The 19,171-nt window shown below is 52.6% G+C and carries 9 protein-coding genes; 5 read left to right on the forward strand and 4 right to left on the reverse strand.

All coding sequences use genetic code 11. The features are described from left to right. Nucleotides 1-159 precede the first annotated feature (159 nt). The 5 genes from AC4QZR_RS17935 (at nucleotide 160) to AC4QZR_RS17955 (ending at nucleotide 12,468) form a co-directional block, all read left to right on the forward strand. A complete protein-coding gene (locus AC4QZR_RS17935) occupies nucleotides 160-3,846 on the forward strand; it encodes a DUF8696 domain-containing protein (RefSeq protein WP_494482152.1) in 3,687 nt (1,228 codons plus the stop codon). Between the two features lie 5 nt (nucleotides 3,847-3,851). Next, nucleotides 3,852-4,811, forward strand: coding sequence for a PorP/SprF family type IX secretion system membrane protein (locus AC4QZR_RS17940; RefSeq protein WP_494482153.1), 960 nt, complete (start codon nucleotides 3,852-3,854; stop codon nucleotides 4,809-4,811). A gap of 466 nt (nucleotides 4,812-5,277) precedes the next feature. Then, nucleotides 5,278-9,474: an ice-binding family protein gene (locus tag AC4QZR_RS17945; RefSeq protein WP_494482154.1), complete on the forward strand. Its 4,197-nt coding sequence runs from the start codon at nucleotides 5,278-5,280 to the stop codon at nucleotides 9,472-9,474. A gap of 26 nt (nucleotides 9,475-9,500) precedes the next feature. Next, complete coding sequence (locus AC4QZR_RS17950; protein WP_494482155.1) at nucleotides 9,501-10,454, forward strand: PorP/SprF family type IX secretion system membrane protein; 954 nt, start codon at nucleotides 9,501-9,503, stop codon at nucleotides 10,452-10,454. A gap of 19 nt (nucleotides 10,455-10,473) precedes the next feature. After that, a complete protein-coding gene (locus tag AC4QZR_RS17955) occupies nucleotides 10,474-12,468 on the forward strand; it encodes an OmpA family protein (protein ID WP_494482156.1) in 1,995 nt (664 codons plus the stop codon). Nucleotides 12,469-12,763: 295 nt separating this feature from the next. Here the strand turns inward: AC4QZR_RS17955 and AC4QZR_RS17960 are convergent, their stop codons facing one another. The 4 genes from AC4QZR_RS17960 to AC4QZR_RS17975 form a co-directional block, all read right to left on the reverse strand. Continuing rightward, nucleotides 12,764-13,531 (reverse strand): 3-hydroxybutyrate dehydrogenase, encoded by a 768-nt coding sequence (locus AC4QZR_RS17960; RefSeq protein ID WP_494482157.1) that lies wholly within the window; start codon nucleotides 13,529-13,531, stop codon nucleotides 12,764-12,766. 82 nt (nucleotides 13,532-13,613) lie between these two features. Beyond that, the gene (locus tag AC4QZR_RS17965) at nucleotides 13,614-16,115 is read right to left on the reverse strand and encodes a TonB-dependent receptor (protein WP_494482158.1); all 2,502 of its coding nucleotides are present in this window, start codon (nucleotides 16,113-16,115) and stop codon (nucleotides 13,614-13,616) included. A 39-nt stretch (nucleotides 16,116-16,154) separates the two neighbouring features. Continuing rightward, nucleotides 16,155-17,189 (reverse strand): alpha/beta fold hydrolase, encoded by a 1,035-nt coding sequence (locus tag AC4QZR_RS17970; protein ID WP_494482159.1) that lies wholly within the window; start codon nucleotides 17,187-17,189, stop codon nucleotides 16,155-16,157. Beyond that, nucleotides 17,167-18,723 (reverse strand): sodium/pantothenate symporter, encoded by a 1,557-nt coding sequence (locus AC4QZR_RS17975; RefSeq protein ID WP_494482160.1) that lies wholly within the window; start codon nucleotides 18,721-18,723, stop codon nucleotides 17,167-17,169. The genes AC4QZR_RS17970 and AC4QZR_RS17975 overlap by 23 nt, the downstream gene beginning before the upstream one ends. Nucleotides 18,724-19,171: the final 448 nt, after the last annotated feature.

Here is a 19,171-nt window from a genome sequence, read left to right on the forward strand (position 1 = left end):
CTTTATCAATCGTTGGTTAGAGTGTATATACAGTTATTTGTTTGTTTTACTTATATTTAAGCAATATTAGCTTTAAAGTCATGCTCTGATAAATCATAATGAAAGGTTATATCGTTATAGTTTCAGTACAGCCAAATTTCACCCTTTAAACCTGATCCGATGCGCCAACTGCTACCCAGGCATCTGTTCTTTAGTTTGCTTGCTTCTTTATTGCTATTAAGTGGTCCTGCCTGGTCAGCGCCTTGTCCCACTACCGTGCAAGTGGATGGGCGTACCGTTTTATGTGAAGGTGAAACAACAATTCTAAGAGCTCCGGAGGGCGCTGGCCTTTCTTATCTGTGGTTCAAAGATGGTGTTCAGACAGGAGCAACAGGCAGAGAGTTGCAGGTTACCGAAACAGGCAGGTATAAGGTACAGGTTTCAGGTAGCGCCTGCGATACAAACACTTCCTCTGAAGTGCCCATAACAGTTAATAGCCGCCCGGCACTACCTGACTTTACAATTGATCCGTCAACTACCCCCTGTTCAGGAGATACCGTTACTTTTGAAATAATCAATGCATCTCCAGACGAAACTTACACGTGGACACTAGGGGACGGTTCTAATGGTCGTGGTCCTAGGGTAAGACATGTTTATAACGAGCGGGGCACAGGCATTGCAACTTTCGATGTAACAGTGCTGGCGACAAGCACAATCACCAGCTGCCCTGCCCCAGAGCCGGTGACAAAGCCGGTGCAGATTCGCCGATTACCTGAAATTTCTTTCACGGAAGAAAATGACTTCATCACCTGTCTGCCCGACACTGTGGCAGATGCTGATATCAGTGTGACAGCCACAATCACCAATACGACCCAGGAGCCCGCCCTAAGTGACATCCGCAGCTATTTTGTGGACTGGGGCGATGGCAGCGCACCGGTGCAATACCGTCCATCTGACTTTCCTATCTCTAACCCGAATCCATACACTGCAGTCGGAGATTATACCATCACGATATCAGCTGTGGCTGGCAATGGCTGTACAGAGCCATTCACGCAGGTATACAGTGTCAGCAAAGAGCCCAAGGCAGGGTTTTCGCTGGGCAAGGAACGGGTTGATGATGAACAGGTGCCGCCTTGTATACCCGTCATTGTCACACCCGAAGACTCCGCGACTGGTGGAGGGCTAACCTATGTGTGGTCCGTAACGCCAGATCAGGGCTATGTCCTGGAATCAGGTAGCCTGACGGAAGCAAATCCTGTTTTCCGGTTTACAGAGTCCGGAGTGTATACGATTGAGCAAATCGTTACCAACGGGTGCGACTCTGATACGGCCTCACAAGGCATTGTGGTCGGCTGGCCTCAAGTGGTGCCGCCACAGGGAGGCGTATTCTGCGGGCCAACCCGGATCGACTTGAGTTCGAGCGGGCCGGGCGGCTTCCCGGGCGGAGGCAGTGGTGGGGGGATGTCTGTCGACATAAACCTTGGTAAGGAGATCACAGTAACCATCTCCATCAACGGTCCGAAAGGACCGACGACCCGGACCTTTAATTCGGAGACTTTCAGCTATGCGTATGATTTTGACCGGCCCGGCACCTATACCATTGCCGTGGAAGCGGTGAATGAGTGCGGTAGTTCCAATGCCATTTTCCAGGGACAACCACAGCCGCCGGTGCAGGTAGTTATCCTGCAGCAGCCGGGGCTGCCAACTATAGGCAACCCAGGGATCGTCTGCGAGGGCGATTTTGTGGAGCTGACCCCAACATCAACGGCACCGTCTTTTGCCTGGTTCGATACCGATGATCCGAATGCAACCCCTATTTTTATCGGTAACACCTTTGTGACGCCCCCTCTGCCTGGTGGCAGTAACAACTTTTATGTCGCCGCCCGTGACTCAGCACAAGGTATACTTTGCACAGGCCCACGCAGACAAGTGACCGTTAACGTAAACCCGCGCGTTACCAACAACCTGGTTGATATCGGAGGGCAGCAAACAGGCAGTGTATGCGTAGGCGGCGTGTCAGCGGAGCTGACGGGCAGCAGGCCATCCGGCGGCGATGAATCCACACCTTACAGTTATACCTGGCTAATAAGTACAGCAGGGCCAGACCGGGGCTTTGCGGCAGCTCCCGGCGTAAATAACAACCAAAACTATACCCCAACTCAGCCAATTAACGCCACTACCTGGTTCAGGCGTGTCGTCCGTTCTGCTAGCTGCTCCCCTGACTCCAGTAACGTGGTCGAGGTAGTGGCAGTGGAGCCAGTACCTCCTAGCGCGAACGTAGTTACACCTGCGTTGCAGGAGATTTGCGCAGGAGATTCGCCAGCGCAGTTGATTGGCTCACCTCCAAGTGGCGGGGCGGGTGGTCCCTATACCTATCGTTGGGAAATAAGCACACTTGGGCCAAATACGGGCTTTGTGCCAGCGCCAGCGCCTAACAACGGTGAAAATTACGAGCCCCCTACCAACTTATCTGGCGATTCATGGTTTAGGCGTGTAGTGACTTCAGGAGCTTGCGACTCTCCTTCAGAGGCTGTTCGCATCACTGTTTTTCCAGTCCTCGCCAATAACACCATCACAGCGTCAACCCAGGACGAATGTTCTGGTACCGCGCCAGGCTCCATTACGGGTACAGCCCCATCAGGTGGCAGCGGCAACTATACCTACGAGTGGCTTACTAGTGGTACCGGTACGGCCGGCAGTTTCGTGCCGGCACCGGGCACCAACAATCAGCAGAGCTATACCCCAGGCGCTATCACACAAACTACCTTCTTCCAGCGCGTGGTGCGGTCCGGACAATGTACACCTAGCGAAAGCAATGTGGTGGAGATCCGCATTCGTCCTGCCATTACAGGCAATGCTATTTCCGCAGCGCAGGAGATTTGCTCAGGTACACAGCCGGCGCCTCTGACGGGCACTACGCCTTCTGGTGGCAGCGGTGGATTCACCTATCGTTGGGAAAGCAGTATTAGCGGACCAACTGCGGGCTTCAATCCAGCAGCAGGTCAGAACACGGGAGCAGGTTATTCCCCTCCTGTGCTCACCCGCGACACCTGGTTCCGTCGGGTGGCTATTTCGGCAGGTTGCGAGAATCCTTCAGAAGCAGTACTGATTTCGATGCTGCCATTGCCGAATGCCCCTATTCTGACAGTGCAGGATGCCCGCGCCTGCGTGGGTGAACCTGCAACACTAACTGTAGCCAATGCCAACGGCAATACGATTGAGTGGTATGACGCTCCGACTGGCGGGTCACCGCTCTTTGTAGGGACAACCTTTGTCACGCCAGAACTAACTCAGAATACCACTTTCTATGTACAGGCCAGAAACAATAACAATTGCGCTAACGCGACCCGCACGTCAGTTAATGTAACCATCGTAACACCAGTAGCAGATGCCGGTCCGGATGTAGAGATCATTCAGGGGCGCCCGGCAGAGCTACGTGCCACCGGTGGGGTGTCGTATGCGTGGGAGCCTGCAGAAAGCCTGAGTAATGCCAATGTCGCCAATCCGGTGGCCAGGCCTGATGTGACAACCACCTATACCGTGACCATCACCACTGAAGAAGGCTGTACAGCTACCGACGAAGTGACTGTGACGGTTATACCTGCCATCACGGCGCCGAACGCCTTCTCGCCAAACGGCGACCGTGTGAACGATGTGTGGGAAATCGGGAACATACAGAACTACCCGGATGCCCGCATTGAGATCTTTAACCGCTGGGGTAACCAGATTTTCAGTTCAACTGGCTATGCGAACCCGTGGGACGGCACCTACAACGGTGAGTCGCTGCCAGTGGCAACCTATTACTACATCATTTATCTCAACAGCTCCGAAAAGCCAATTTCAGGGCATGTGACCATTATTAGATAATGACTATGAAAAAGCTGTCTCTCCTGTTGGTTGTATTGGTAGGTGTTGTTACGCAGGCTTTTGCACAGCAGCGTCCGCAGTACAGCCAGTACATGGTCAATAACTTTCTGCTCAACCCTGCCTTGTCAGGTATAGAAGATTACGCTGACATACGCATCAGCAACCGGCAGCAGTGGGTGGGGCTTGATGGAGCGCCTGTTACTTACTATGTCTCTGCCCACATGCCGCTGAACAAAGGCACGGCCAGTACCAAGTATGCTAAGGCGCTGGCGCACCACGGGGCAGGTGTCATTTTACACACCGATAAGACGGGCCCGTTGCGCAGAACAGGACTTTCGGGTACGTATGCGTACCACCTGCCTGTTACGCGCACCATCAACGTGTCGGCGGGTGTGGCGGCTGGCCTTATCCGCAATACCATCAACAGTTCAGAGCTGGAGTTTACTAACTCGGCGGAGCCGTTGATAGGCGGTGGTCGTGTGAATCAGAATGTGCTGGACCTTTCGCTGGGGCTGTGGGTGTACTCCCGTAACTTCTCGGTGGGCCTTGCCGGGGCGCAACTGCTCGAGAACGCCGGTACTTTCCGCTCCTCCGAGGAAAGCAACGTGGCACTTGACCTGCAGCGGCATTACTTCCTGACAGGCAGTTACCGCATTACGCCCGGAGGCTCTATCGACATCATTCCATCTGTCATGTTCAAGCTGGCGGCACCAAGTCCGCTTTCGGTGGATGTAAACCTGCGTGCACTTTACGATGAGCGCTTCTGGGTAGGTGCCTCTTACCGCCACAACGATGCCATTGTAGGTATGGTAGGCGTTTACGTCAGCCCGCTGATTGACATCTCATACTCTTACGATGCCACCACATCAGGTCTCAACCGGGTAAGCGCCGGAACCCACGAGGTAGTAGTAGGTTTTAAACTGCTCAACGACCGCCGTATCATCTGTCCGCAATGGGTATGGTAAGCTAAAACGTATTTTTTAATTTAGTACAATTCAGAGAGAGCTGGTACAGGAATATTTTTTTTATGTTACTGATACAGAGTGTGCCCGATTGTGTCTACTTTTGCAGGCAAGTCTGAAAAATACTATTTCAGGATTGCCTGAATAAGCAAGACCAGCTTATGATCAGGGTTGGGTGACGAATGTGCTGAAGAGAAGTGTATCGGATAGGACTTTGCCGCAATTAAGTTTAAACTTTAACTTAAAATTTGGTACTTAACAAATTTTGTTAAATTTTAGAGCTTAATATAGCCCTAAATATATGCAATATACTTTCGATGCTTCTGAATGTACTTTTTAAAGTATATACTTGCAGGTTAATTGGCTAAGTGGGATGAAAAGAAAAGAGCTTCGGGAATGGCTTTCCGTAGCTGCAAATTGTTGAATATTAAACGCCAGGTTCTATAACAAACTTATACTCATTAACTTCATGACAAGCTTCTTAAGTAGAGCCCTGCTCTTAGTGCTAGGCTTATGGCTGGTTGCATTTGGCGTACATGCGCAACAAGCACCCACACTGGGGGCCTTTTACGACTATAACGTAGTAGGTGGCGATAGGGTTGTCAATCAACCTAACACGAACACAATTGTTCGCGCAAAAGTAGCCTCGGTCAGCAAACTAGCTCAGAACTTTAACACAGGCGCAGTCTGGCGCGGCATCGAGAACATGAATGCCGCCGCTAACGATGCCCTTGCCGCAGCCACATCAGTATATAACACAGCCGCTGCTGCAACTCCCACTTCAACATTAACCAATCCAGAACTTGGCGGCCGTACCTATACCGCAGGTGTATACCTGTTTAACGGCAATGCTACTGTCTCCAACGATATTACACTGGACGGTAACAACAACCCCAACGCAGTTTTTATCTTTATTATCAAAGGTAGCCTTAACATAGGGGCGGGAGTAGACATTGAACTCATACGAGACGCTAAAATTGGCAATGTATTCTGGATAGTGGAGGATGCGCTCACGGTAGCCAATGGTGCTGAGATAAAAGGGCAATACCTGGCGAAACAAGCAGTGACGCTGGGTGACGGTACAATTGTGAGAGGGCGCGTGGCTTCCTTGCTAAGCGAGGTCAGGCTGAACAACAACAACTTCTTCCTGCCAACTGACCTGGAGATCAAAATACAAAAGACAGAAGGCGACGCCGGTGTTGACCGCTACATCGTAGGCCAGACGATCACCTATACCTTCACAGTCACCAACAAGGGTCCGGTAGATGACGAAAACGTACGCGTAACCCCTGTTCTCTTTTCTGGCGTCAACCATACCTTTGCATCAGACGCCCCCAACTCTACCTTTTCGTTTGTGAATGGCAACTGGGTATGGAACATCGGGAGCCTGAAAGTAGGACAAACCTACACGCTTACGCTTACGGCCACCATCAACGAAACAGGCCCCGGTTTTGTGCGCGGTACAATTTCAGGAGCGGCCGAAGACGAAATTCAGCAGAACAACACAGTTGACATTAATTTTTGTGCCGTGCTTCCAGATGCCGGTGTTATCACAGGGGCTGTGGAGCTCTGCGTGGGCACTGTCGGGGAGTACAGCATCGAGCCGGTAGTAGGAGCCACCGGCTATACCTGGAACGTGCCAAGCGGTTGGAAAATCACGAGCGGCCAGGGAAGTACAAAAATCACGGTGGAGGCAACCGGGCGTAACGACGAGGCCTTTATACAGGTTTCGGTGAACAACAGCTGCGGCGCCAGCCCTCCCAGCCGTCTGAAAGTAAACAACTACCCCGACCCACCTGCCACACCTGGGCCTATTACGGCAAATGAAGGCGTGTGCGCCGGTGAAGGCGCCACCTACTCAATTGCGCCTGTTCAGGATGCTACCTCCTATGTATGGGCGGTACCTGCAGGCTGGAAGATCTTGTCCGGACAAGGTACCACGCAAATCTCTGTGAGCGTAGGAACGACAGCTGGCAAAGTAACAGTAAAAGCGAAGAACGTCTGCGGTGAGAGCCCGAATGCAGCTGAACTCGAGGTGAAGCCATTCCTGCAGGCACCTAGCCAGCCCTCCAATATTTCCGGATCAGGCACATTGCCTTTCTGCGTATCTACCGAGCGTGTGACATTCAGCGTGACAGCCAGCGGCGATGTGACAGAATATGTATGGGAGTACCCGGCTGAGTGGACATTAATCGAAGGGCAGGGAACAAACACCGTTACGTTCAACCCGAACGGCGTGGGTGGTACCGTAACAGTGAAAGGCTTAAATGCCTGTGGAACTAGCCCATCACGAACATTCAATGTCGTGCCTATCCCAGGCCCACCTGTTAACCCGGGTGATATCTCGGGAGCGTTTCCGGTTTGTCAAGGCAGTATAGGTACAAAATACTCTGTAGCGCCAGTGCCGGGAGCTACGAGCTATACCTGGTATGTGCCAGACGGCTGGACCATTACCGCAGGCCAGGGCACGAATGAAATCACCGTGTCGCTTAGCGAGAATGCCAGCGGAGGTCAGTTACGTGTGCAGGCGGTGAACAATTGTGGTGCAAGTGGCATCACACGCAAAGACGTGACGACCACGACTGGAGCCCCTACTGCTCCTGTCGCGATAAAAGGAGAAGAGTTTGGCTGTTCTGCCAAAACAACGGTTTATGAAATAGATCCGATCGCAGGTGCGCAGGGCTATACCTGGACACTGCCCCCAACCTGGGTTATCAACAGTGGACAGGGCACAACCCGCATCACAGTGACGATCGGAAGCCAATCGGGCAATGTAAGCGTGATTGCGACAAACTCGTGCGGTGAGAGCAGCCCGGCAACAAAGGCTGTAAGGCCATTCCCAACAGTGCCAGCCACGCCATTCGCCATCAATGGCCCGGACGAGGTATGTATAGGACAGAGCCAGGTGGTGTATACCCTGGCGCCAGTAGACCACACCCTGGAGTATATCTGGGCAGTGCCATCCGGCTGGACCATCCTATCTGGTCAGGGCACCACAGAAGTCGTGGTGAAAGTAGGCACATTGGCTGGCGATATTACCGTGACAGCTTCTAACCCATGCGGCAACAGTATACCTGCTAAACTGCGCGTGGCACCTGTGGCTGACGTACCAGCCCCACAGGCAGGACCAATAACCGGAAATGCGCAGTACTGCGCCGGTCTTAACCAAACCTACTCGGTAGCCCCTGTGCAAGGTGCAAAATCTTACTTCTGGACCTTCCCGGGTGCAGACTGGGTGATCGTGGAAGGCCAGGGCACAACAAGCGTTACCGTGAAAGCCGGAACAACACAGGGTAAAGTGAGCGTGGCTACTGTTAACAATTGCGGAACCAGAAGCACCGCCACCGGTCTGACCGTGCAGTCGGTAGGTACAGTACCTCCCACACCATCCGCTATCGTAAGCGACAACAAGACCTACTGCGGCAATGCGACTGGTCTCACTTTCCGCATCGCTGCTGTTCCAACTGCGGTTAGCTATGAGTGGGTAGTGCCGCAAGGCTGGACGATCACATCAGGACAAGGCACTACACAGATAAAAGCAACAGCCGGAACCGCTGGCGGCGAAGTAACAGTAGTCGCTGTGAACTCATGCGGAAAGAGCCAGAGCGTTAAACTGTTGACTGAGCCTCAGCGTGCGCTTACGAATCCGGAAGCTATCAAGGGGCCGGAGCTGGCATGTGTGGGCAGAACCGATGCGGTTTATTCTATACCTGCCATCAGCGGTGCCGAAACATACATTTGGACACTGCCGACTGGCTGGGAGATACTAGAGGGAAAAGGTACCAACAGCATAAAAGTAAAAGTAGCAGGCAGAGGTGATGTGAAAGTAAAAGCCCAGAACGCCTGTGGCACCACGGCCGAAGCAACATTGACCGTTGAAGTTGTTACATCGGCACCACTTGCACCTGCTGCTATCAAGGGTGAGACGCTGACTTGCGCGAGCCGCATCACTACCTACTCCATTGACGCGGTGGCAAATGCAGCTTCTTATTCCTGGAAAGTGCCGGCCGGATGGACCATTACTGCTGGTCATGGTACTACACAAATCACAGTACAGATAGGCACTGGATCAGGAGAGGTAAGTGTAGAAGCCGTAAACGACTGCGACAAGAGCGCCGCAACAAAACTGGCTGTCTCAGCAAGACCACTTCCTGTGATCAGCCGCATAGTAGACCGTACGCTGGCTTGCTCTGATATAGCCACTTTCGAACTTGAATCGGACAGCCCGGCCTCTCTGTTTACCTGGGAAGTGCCAACTGGCTGGGAAATCCTGTCTGGTCAGGGTACCAGCGTCATCACCGTGATGCAGGGTAATAACAGAGGAGAGATTACAGTAATAGCCGACAACGGCGAGTGTAAGAGTGATCCGGTAACGATGATCTCAGACCCGAGTATGCGTGAAGCCAACCTGATTGTGCCAAATGTGTTCACGCCGAACAACGACGGTGAAAACGATACCTGGGTGATCGGGAACCTGGCAAACTACCCGGACAACGAGGTAGTGGTAGTGAACCGCTGGGGCAATGAAGTGTACAAGAGCAAAGCTTATCAGAACAACTGGAACGGAGATAAATTAGCGGAGGGTACTTACTATTACCTGATTCGCCTCACGCTGTGCGATGGCTCTGAGAAGACCTACAAGGGTTATGTGATGATAGTCCGATAAGAAAACAAACGAATTAAGTGATTACCATGCGAAAATTAGGGGTACTTCTGGTGTTATTGCTGCTGTCCTGGAAGGGCTATGCGCAGCAGGCACCACAATATACACAGTACATCTTCAACGAACTGATCATCAACCCGGCCTATGCGGGCAGCAAAGAGATTATTAACGCTAACCTCACTCACCGCAGCCAGTGGGTAGGTATAGAGGGGGCGCCTACCACACAGACTTTCAGTGTGGATGGCTCATCCCGCAGCGGGCTGCTGGGGTTCGGTCTCAATGCCATGAATGACGAGCTGGGGGCTCAGCGCCAGATGGGGCTGCACGGCAACCTGGCTGTGCGCCTGCGAATGAGCGAAACCGCGAAACTGGCCCTTGGCTTTGCAGCAGGTGTGGCACAGTATACCCTCGACGGTACCAAGCTCAACACAGGCAACACCAGACCAGACCAAGCGCTTAACCAAGGTAAAGTTTCGGAGCTGATGCCTGACTTTCGTATTGGTGCCTTCTTTAACACAGAACGTTTTTATACGGGCCTTTCAGTAGCCAACCTGATCAACACGGGAGGGGACGACTTGGAGGTCACTATGCCGAACCGACATTACTTTCTTTCGGCGGGCTATGTGCTGGACCTTTCATCAACGCTTATTTTCAAACCGAGTTTTCTGGTGAAAGAGGATTTCAACAGCCCGACTAGCCTGGACCTGAATGCCTTTTTCCTGCTGGGGGAGCGCATTTGGCTAGGTGGTTCGTACCGCACGGCTGTAAAAGTGCACAACAATTACTCTGACGAATATGAGTTGGACCGACGCAACGCATGGGCTGCCATCGCGCAGCTGTATGTAACGCCGAAGCTGCGACTGGGCTACTCTTACGATGTGAGTCTGAACGCCCTGCGCCAGCACGCCAGCCACGAAATTTCATTGGGCTACTCCTTCTTCAAGAAGCAGGACAACCGAATGCTGACCCCACGATACTTCTAATTTCACCCAGAAAGCAGACATGAGATTACGATTCCTATACCTACTGATTCTTCTGGCCACACTATGCGCGCAGCCCCTTGCGGCACAGAAAAAAGAGATGAAGGAGGCTGACAAGTACTTCAATAGCTTTGAGTACGCCCTGGCACTTGATGCCTACAAAAAGTTAATGGAGCGCAAAGAGCCGGACGCATACCTGCTAGAGCGCATTGCGGACAGCTACCGCCTGATGAACAACAGCAAGGAGGCTGAGTTCTGGTATGCCCAGGCGGCTGGTTTTGAGAATGTAACGCCAGCGAGCATCTACTACTATGCCGAAGCAGCCAAGCGCAACGGTAACTATGAGAAAGCGAAAGAAATGTATGCCAGCTATGCCCGCCGTGTACCGGAGCAGGCCACCATGGCTATGGAGAAGGCCGCATCCTGCGACACAGCCAACTTCTGGACGAACAGGCCGCTCTCTTACGAAATTGCTGTTGAGGAAAAACTGAACTCTTCCGGTGTTGACTTTAGCCCTATCCAGCTACCGAACGGCGACATGGTTTTCTCTTCAGACAGACTCCCGACAGACGAGAGCAAGAAGAAAGAGCGTTTTAACTGGACAGGCAATGGTTTTGTGCAGCTCTACTACGCCAGCATGAACGAAGATTCTACCTGGAGCGAGCCGAACCCGCTCAGCCAAGAGATCAACACAGAATTTCACAATGGACCGGCAGCCTTTCTGCCGAAGGAAAACACGCTTTACTTTACCAGAACCAACAGTGTGAAGCGTAGCCAAAGCAAAGTGAACACAGACCCTACCAGTTGGGTAAATAGAGGCGATGGCAAAGGAGGTGGTAACATTAACCATCATGAGATCTTTACAGCGCGTCGCAATGGCGAGGAATGGGTGGATATAAAGCCCTTCAAGTATAACAAGCCACAGGAATACTCGGTTGGTCACCCGGCTATTACGCCAGACGGCAAACTGCTCTACTTCGTGTCGGATATGCCGGGCGGTGTGGGCGAAACAGACATCTACTACTCCGAGCGACAGCCGGACGGCAACTGGGGCGAGCCCGTGAACGCAGGCGAAGTGATCAACACAAGTGGCCGCGAAAGCTTCCCGAGCATTGGCGGCGATGGCAAACTTTATTTCTCATCTGACGGGCACGTAGGCCTAGGCGGCCTCGACATTTTCAGAGCGGAAGGAGATCACGGCAGCTGGACACGCGTGCAGAACCTGATGTACCCGCTTAACACTTCGCGCGACGACCTAGGTATAGTAGTAGACAGCTCAGGTACCAAAGGCTGGTTATCATCTGGCAGAACGAGCGAAGTGGGCTACGACAACATCTACAAATTCAGAGAAGTGAACGTGGAGTGTACGCTGGTGGGCCAAACGTACGAAATGGTAGACCAGCCGGGAACGCACATCAAAAAACGCGTGATGGTGGACAATGTATTGCTGCAGCTGTTTGAAGAAAACGTAGGCTCAATGGTGGAAACACACTCCGACTCTACCGGTAACTTCAACTACAAAGTGGAGGCGGGCATGCAGTACACGATCCGTGGTAGCAAAAAAGGTTACCTGACACAGACGATCCTCTTTACACCAGATTGCCGGTTTAGTATAGACTCACTGCTGGTGGAAATGATCATGTACCGCGATACACCGAACGTGCCAATCGTGTTGGAAAACATCTTCTACGACCTCGACAAGCATGATATTCGTCCGGATGCGGCCATTGAGCTCGACAAACTGGTGCGTATCCTGAAAGCCAACCCGACTATCCGCATCGAGTTGAGCTCGCATACCGACAGCCGCCAGACCCGCAAGTATAACCAGGATCTGTCGGAGCGCAGAGCCCGGGCTGCTGTGGACTACATTGTTTCGAAAGGTATAGAACGTAAACGACTGGTAGCAAAGGGCTACGGCGAAACCAGGCTGCGTAATAAATGCGCTGACTTCATAGAGTGTTCGGAGGAAGATCACCAGGTGAACCGCCGTACAGAATTCAAGATCATCAGCAAGTAATAAATCAAGGTTAAACTAAAAGCCCCGGCACTCCTGAGAGAGCCGGGGCTTTTAGTTTGCAGTCAACTGAAGTTAGTTAAGGTATAGCAACCTCTGACAAGGTATAGGAATGTTGGAGAGCAGCCAGACAGAATTAATGTGAAGTAAACAAAATCATGCTGATGCAGATAGTTTGCTGATTCCAGCTGCTTCGCCTATCAAAGGCACCCATTACCAGGATAACTTAAGGTATAGCTATACTGTTAAGATGCGCTATACCTGATTGTAATAGCAGGTATAGTGTTCTATGAGGAAGTTACTGCGCAGACCAGCCACCATCTACCGGAAGCATGGCGCCTGTCAGTTGGCTTGCTGACTCGGAGGCCAGGTATAGCGCCAGGTTGCCGAGCGCCTCGACTTCCACAAACTGCTTAATGGGTTGCTTTTTGAGCATGACCTTCTCAATCACTTCTGTTTCTGACATCTGGTGGGCACGCGCCTGGTCAGCGATCTGGGCCTCTACCAGCGGGGTGCGTACATAGCCTGGGCAGATGGCATTGCATGTGATACCGTGCGGGGCTCCTTCCAACGCCAGTACCTTCGTTATACCTGCCACTCCGTGTTTAGCGGCCACATAGGCTACCTTAAACTCGGAAGCACGCAAGGCATGGGCCGATGCAATATTGATAATGCGTCCGAACCCGCGGGCTTTCATACCTGACCAAACCGCTTTAGAAGCATGGAAGGTAGCCGACATGTTAATGGCGATGATGGCATCCCAGCGGTCTTCCGGGAATTCGTCAATCGGGGCAACATACTGTATACCTGCATTGTTGATAAGCACATCCACTTGCCCAAACTCCCGTTCTGCCTTTTGCACCATCTCCTGGATCTGCTCCGGCTGCTGCATGTTGGCCGACGAGAACGTGACCTTTACGTTATGCTCCCGCGCCAGTTCATCGGCAATCTGCTGGCCATTTTTCTCCAGCCCATTGAGTAATAAGTTATACCCTTGAGCGGCAAAAAGGCGGGCTATACCTAAGCCTATGCCGCTCGTGCCACCTGTAATGATTGCATTCTTCATGTGTGAAAACCTGTGAATTAAATACTTAACGCAAAAAAACAGAGCGCCCTTGCGGGGCGCCCTGCCTTCACCTTAATCTAATCTACCTAACGTCGTTTTTGTCCTTTTTGCCACCGAAGTCGAAGCGCAGTTCAGCTGAGTACAGGCGGCCAATAACCGGTGAACCCACAAACTCACGCTGCTCAGTATTGAACAGGTTGGATACGCTGGCACCCAGTGTGATCATCTGCGTGAATTTATATCCAGCGCTCAGATCTACCGAAGTAAAGCCGCCCAGCGGTCCGTAGTTATAGAGAAGCGGCGCTGTGCGCTTATTTGCATTCTCTTTAGCTGCCACCTGCGAACCAGAGTAGAAGTCATACTCAGGCAGGATGCGCAGGTTCACAGAGCCAAAGAACTTGTTGTTAAACAGGTCGCGTGCCGTGAAGTTGAAATTATAGCGGTGCTTCGGTGCGTTGAGGCTGCTTTCGGCAGGAACCACTTTGCCGTCGCCGTTCGCGTCGTTGTCCAGGTTGTCGCGCTCTGTAATATCGGAGTTGAAGTAAGAGTACTTGGCGCCGATGCTGAAGTTGTTGTTCAGGTAATAATTCAGACCAAGGTCAGTGCCCCACGAGTTCACGTTACCATAGTTCAGATAGGTCAAGTAGTAGTTGAGGGCATTAGAAGCAGCCTCTGTCACGTCTTCAGTGCCTTTGCGAATCACTTTCTCCTTGCCCAGGATTGGCGTTATACCTGTGAGCGGCGAAATAAAGTCCTCAGACATGGAATACCAAGTGCTCAGGTCCACATAAAACTTATCGGTCGGCGTGCCTTTATAACCCAGTTCGAAGGTCTGCACACGCTCCGGCTCCAGTTTCGGAATCTCACGTGTAGCACCTGTTTCGGTGTTTTGGATGGTCAGGCCAGCGCCGCTACCCAGGATGGCCAGCGAGCCGTTGTTGAGGTAAAACTCCTGGAACTGGATGGAAGGAGCCGCATAGGCGCGTCCGTAGGTGGCTCTGAAAGTACCGGCCAGTGCGTTGAGCGTCAGGGCAGCTTTCGGGCTAAACTGCGTGCCGTAGTTGTCGTGGCGGTCGATACGGCCACCAACCACAGCGCGAACACGGTCACCTAGGCCACGCTCGATCTGGGCAACAGCACCGTACTGGTTCAGGATGATGTTGCCGTTGCGGTCGTCGAGGTAGGTCAGGCGGCTGTAAGCCACATCGCGCTGGAAGCTCAGACCTGTGATCACGTCAAAACCACCGTAGCTGTTGTTATACTGCACTTCGCCGTTCAGGCGGTGGCTCTTGTCGATGAAGCCCGGGAAAGCGATGGCCGGGGAGTTGGTGTATAGCTCACCTTTAGCGGCACCTGTTTTGGACTTTTCGTGCGCTACATCCTGCGACTGACCGAGGGCGCGCAAGGTATAATAGTTGTTGGTGCGGGCGTTGATCTGGTAAGTATCGCCGGCATCGTTCCAGGTGTTGTATACCTGCGCGAAGATGCGTGGTGTTACGATGCGGCCGTGCAAGTACTGAAAGGTCCAGCCGTCGATCTGGTTGCGGCCGTTGTTGGTCACGCCGATGTTCGAGCCCTGTCCGATACCGTAGTCCAGGATCACATCCATGTTCTGGGTCGGGCTGTAGTACACAGCAGCGCTGGCACGCTTAAAATTGAAGTTGAAATCCACATCATACTCAGGCAGAGCACCCAGTGTGGCATTGTAAACGGTGTCGATGAATTCGAAGTCTTTGCCCTGCGTGTATTCTGCATTCACTTTGTAGGCAAACTTGCTGCTAATCACTCCGGCATGGCGGGCACGGGCCGAGAGTATGCTTTGGTTACCGGCACCTATCGTCACGGTAGTACCCGGATGACGACGTGGGTCTTTGGTGATCGTGTTGATGATACCGTTGTGCGCGTTCGGACCATAAAGCGCCGAAGACGGACCCAGGATCACCTCAACACGCTCAATGTCTTCTTTGATCACAGTGTTGTAAACACCAGCCGGAAGACCGGTACCGCCCGGCAGCATGGAGTTACGGCCGTCAGTGAGCTGGAACATCTTCACGTTGAAGGCATTGTTGAAGCCACGGGCGTTGATACCGATACCGGCCACACCGGAGCGCACCACTTCCACGCCCTGTACCTTGTTAAGCAACTCACCCACGTTGAAAGAAGGCAGCTCAGCAAGGTCGCGCGTGGAGATTACACTGATAGCGGCAGGCGCCTCGGTCAGCTTTTCAGGACGACGGGAAGCTGTTACTACAATCTCTTCTCCAACCACATTGGTGGTATTCATGGACACGGTGCCGATATCGGTCGTACCGCCAGTTGTAACCGTAATGGATTGCCTCGGGAAGGTATAGCCTACATAGGAAATGCGCATGTTGTAGGTGCCGGCCGGTACGTCCATAATACTGAACTCGCCGGCTGCATCGGTAGAGGCGCCTTTGGTAGTTCCTTCGAGTAAAACCGTGGCGCCCGTCAGGGGCTCCCTGGTATCGGCCCCGAGCACGCGGCCTCGCACACTGCCGCTTTGGGCCAGTGCCACCTGTGTCACTGCAAGGAGTGCGAACAGGAGAGAGTAAATTTTTTTCATGACAATGTAGGTTAGATATGTAAGATTAAGTTTTAGATGCTATTTCAGAAAGTCCCGGATCGCTTTGTTAAAGGCCCCGGCCTGTTCGTACTGCAGAAAGTGCCCCGCTTCAGGCAGCATCACCAACTGGCTGTTGGGAATGCGGTCATGACCGGTTTCGGCTACGGCCTGGGTGGTCAGGTTCGGGTTGAGGTAGCGGTTAGGTATAAGAGCGTCCTGCGCCCCAAAAATGATCAGTGTGGGCACCTGTACCTGTGGCAGTTGCTCATACACCGGCTCGTCAACCATAGCGGCCACACTGCCAGCCACGGCCGTACTATAAGCCCCGAACTCAGCCGACTCGGCCATTTTCAGGCGGTCATTGATCATGTATTGCACATCGGCAGGCATCTGGTGGAAGTTCACTTTAAAATTAGCCACCACCTGCTCCGGTGTGGTTTTCTGCACACTCTCTGGCGTCACCGTCATTTTGAAGAGCTGCTTCTGCTGCTCCGTGAAGGTTTCTATACCTGCCGGAGCGGCCAGAATCAGGTGCTTGATGCGCTGGGGTTGTTTCAGTGCGGCCGTGATGGCGATCTGCCCGCCCATGGAGTGGCCGACCAAGGTGGCTTGTTTAATTTTCAGCGTATCCATCAGGGCCAGCACATCATCTGCATAAGCAGCCATACCTGCCGTTATACCTGTTTTGTCGGATTTGCCGTAGCCGGGCAGGTCGATGGCGATGCAGCGGTAGTGCTGGCTCAATTCGGCCACGTTCTTGTCCCAAGCGGGCAGGTAGCTGCCCAACCCGTGAATGAAGATCAGCGTTTCGGAACCTTTCCCTTCGTCAATATAAGCCACGTTTACACCATTGGGCAACGTCACTTTTTTGACCGCATACCTGTAGTTCAATCCTTCGAACACAGGGTCGGCACTGGGCGCAACTGCAGTCGCTTCAATGCTGGCAGTTGCCGTGTCGGTAGTCTTGTCTATACCTGCGGAGGTCGCGGCAGGCTGCGCTGACTGGCAGGCTGCCTGCAGGTATAGCAAGCCAAGCGAGGCCAGTATAAGCTTAGTTTTTGAGTTCACTTTCATAAGTCGGTTCTGTTAAAAGTGAAGAATCTTCTGTTGCCCACTCGGTAGCCGGCTTTCGGAAGGCATAGTAAAAGATAAGGCCCACCGTCACCGAAGCCAGTATGGCCAGCGCGGCGGCTATACCTGGGTTGCGCACCGGTGCCTGCATGTAAGTAGTCAGGCCACCGTAGTACACGCTAAAATGCACGATCACCGAAGTGATAGAGGCAGCTACCGGGGCAATAAGCGGTACACGGCGCAGGAACATGCCAAAGAGCACCGGCACGAAAGCGGCCGAGAAGTAAGCGTATACCCCGTTCTGCGCAAAAATGCCCACGCTCAGGTTCGGGTTCTGCAACTGGTCAAATGTCAGCCAGATGGTGACAGCCGCCAGCGCCACAATCACGAGTCGATTCACTAGTACGCCTCTTTTGGTGATGCTTTCGCCCACGATCGGGGCCAGGATGTCGGAGGTAATGGTGATGGACATTGATTGGATGAGACCTTCTAAAGTAGAGAGTCCAGCCGAGATTAGTCCGATAACAACCAGCAAGCCCATGTATACCGGAAACTCCTTCACTACATAGGCCGACATGATGCCGTCCACTGGCAGCGTTTGTCCGTTCACGGTCAGATCCGGGAAAGAAATGCGGGCGTAGAGGCCGGCGAACACCACCAGGAAGAAAAGGCCCTGCGCCAGCAAGCCCGTCAGCAGGTATAGGTTCACATCCTTTTCATTCTTGAGCAAAAGCGACTTGGTGATGATGTGCGGCTGGCAAACGATGGCTACCCCGATGATGACCTGGCAGAAGATGATCTCAAAGTTATCGCGGAAGAGAAAGCTCTCCGGGTTGGTGGCAGATACCAGCAAAGGGTCGATGGCCGCCAGCTTGTCTAGGAAGCCATGCACGCCATCACTGAAATGCTGGTAGCCGGAGCCCAGCAAGATGAACGCCACAATCAGCATCAGCACCGCCTGAATCATGTTGGTATACACCATGGAGTTGGCGCCCCCGAACATCATGTAGCCAAACACAAACACCACGATGCCGACGCACACGTGCAATTCGTTTAAGTTGAGCACACTGGCCAGCACTTTGGTGAGTCCTACGCAGATGAGCACGATGAATGTGATGAGTAGCAGCGACAGGAACGCAAAGAACATGGCATAGCCGCGACTTTTGTAGGTCAGTCCCATCCACTGGGCCATGGTCTGCGCCTTCACGGCGGTACCCATTTTTTGGAAGCCCTTGGTCAGCACCACCAGCGACACCAAGGCCGCTACAGGCAGGGCAATGGCCATGGAAATAACGCCGCTGATGCCATACAGTGCCACAAAACCCGGATTGATGATGAACGTGGCGGCACTCGTCATGGAGGCAGCCAGTGCCAGACCTACGGCAACCGGAGAGAAAGTCACACTGCCGAGGGCATAGTCAGAGATGGAGCGGATGCGCAGAGCGCCCCGGATCACAAAAAACAGGATAATGCCTGCGTAGGCGAGTACAAGTACCCAACCAGCCGTAACAAGCTCCGATGATGCCATACTATTCATGCTTGATGGTATTATTACTAAGGAAATATTGAATTAATTTAGCTAATAATAAACATTGACAGAAGCCTATACTTGCCAAACAGGAATAATTAGAGGTGAAATCGGTAAGGGAGAAGGTGAGGTAAATTTCGAATGAGTGAGTGGTGAATCACCGGGATGGTTAAATGGTTGATTGTTGAATTGTTTATTCGGTGCACGACCCGCGCTCTGTTCCTGCATGACCTCCCTATTCGAGATTCAGTACTCAGAACCCGGGACTCTTAAACTCCTCAACGTGCTCGTGCAGCCGAAGCTCGACGCATAGCAAGAGTTAAGATTGAACCTTGTGCTTGTTGCACAACCTATTGAAGATAGTCGTAAAAGGATATATTACCAAATCTTTGATGGGATGCAGGGCAGGAAAACTTTCGAGGACGAGCGGGAGCTGCGCTTCTCGCTCTCGGCGCAC

It is taken from the genome of Pontibacter sp. YIM B11418 (assembly GCF_059278805.1).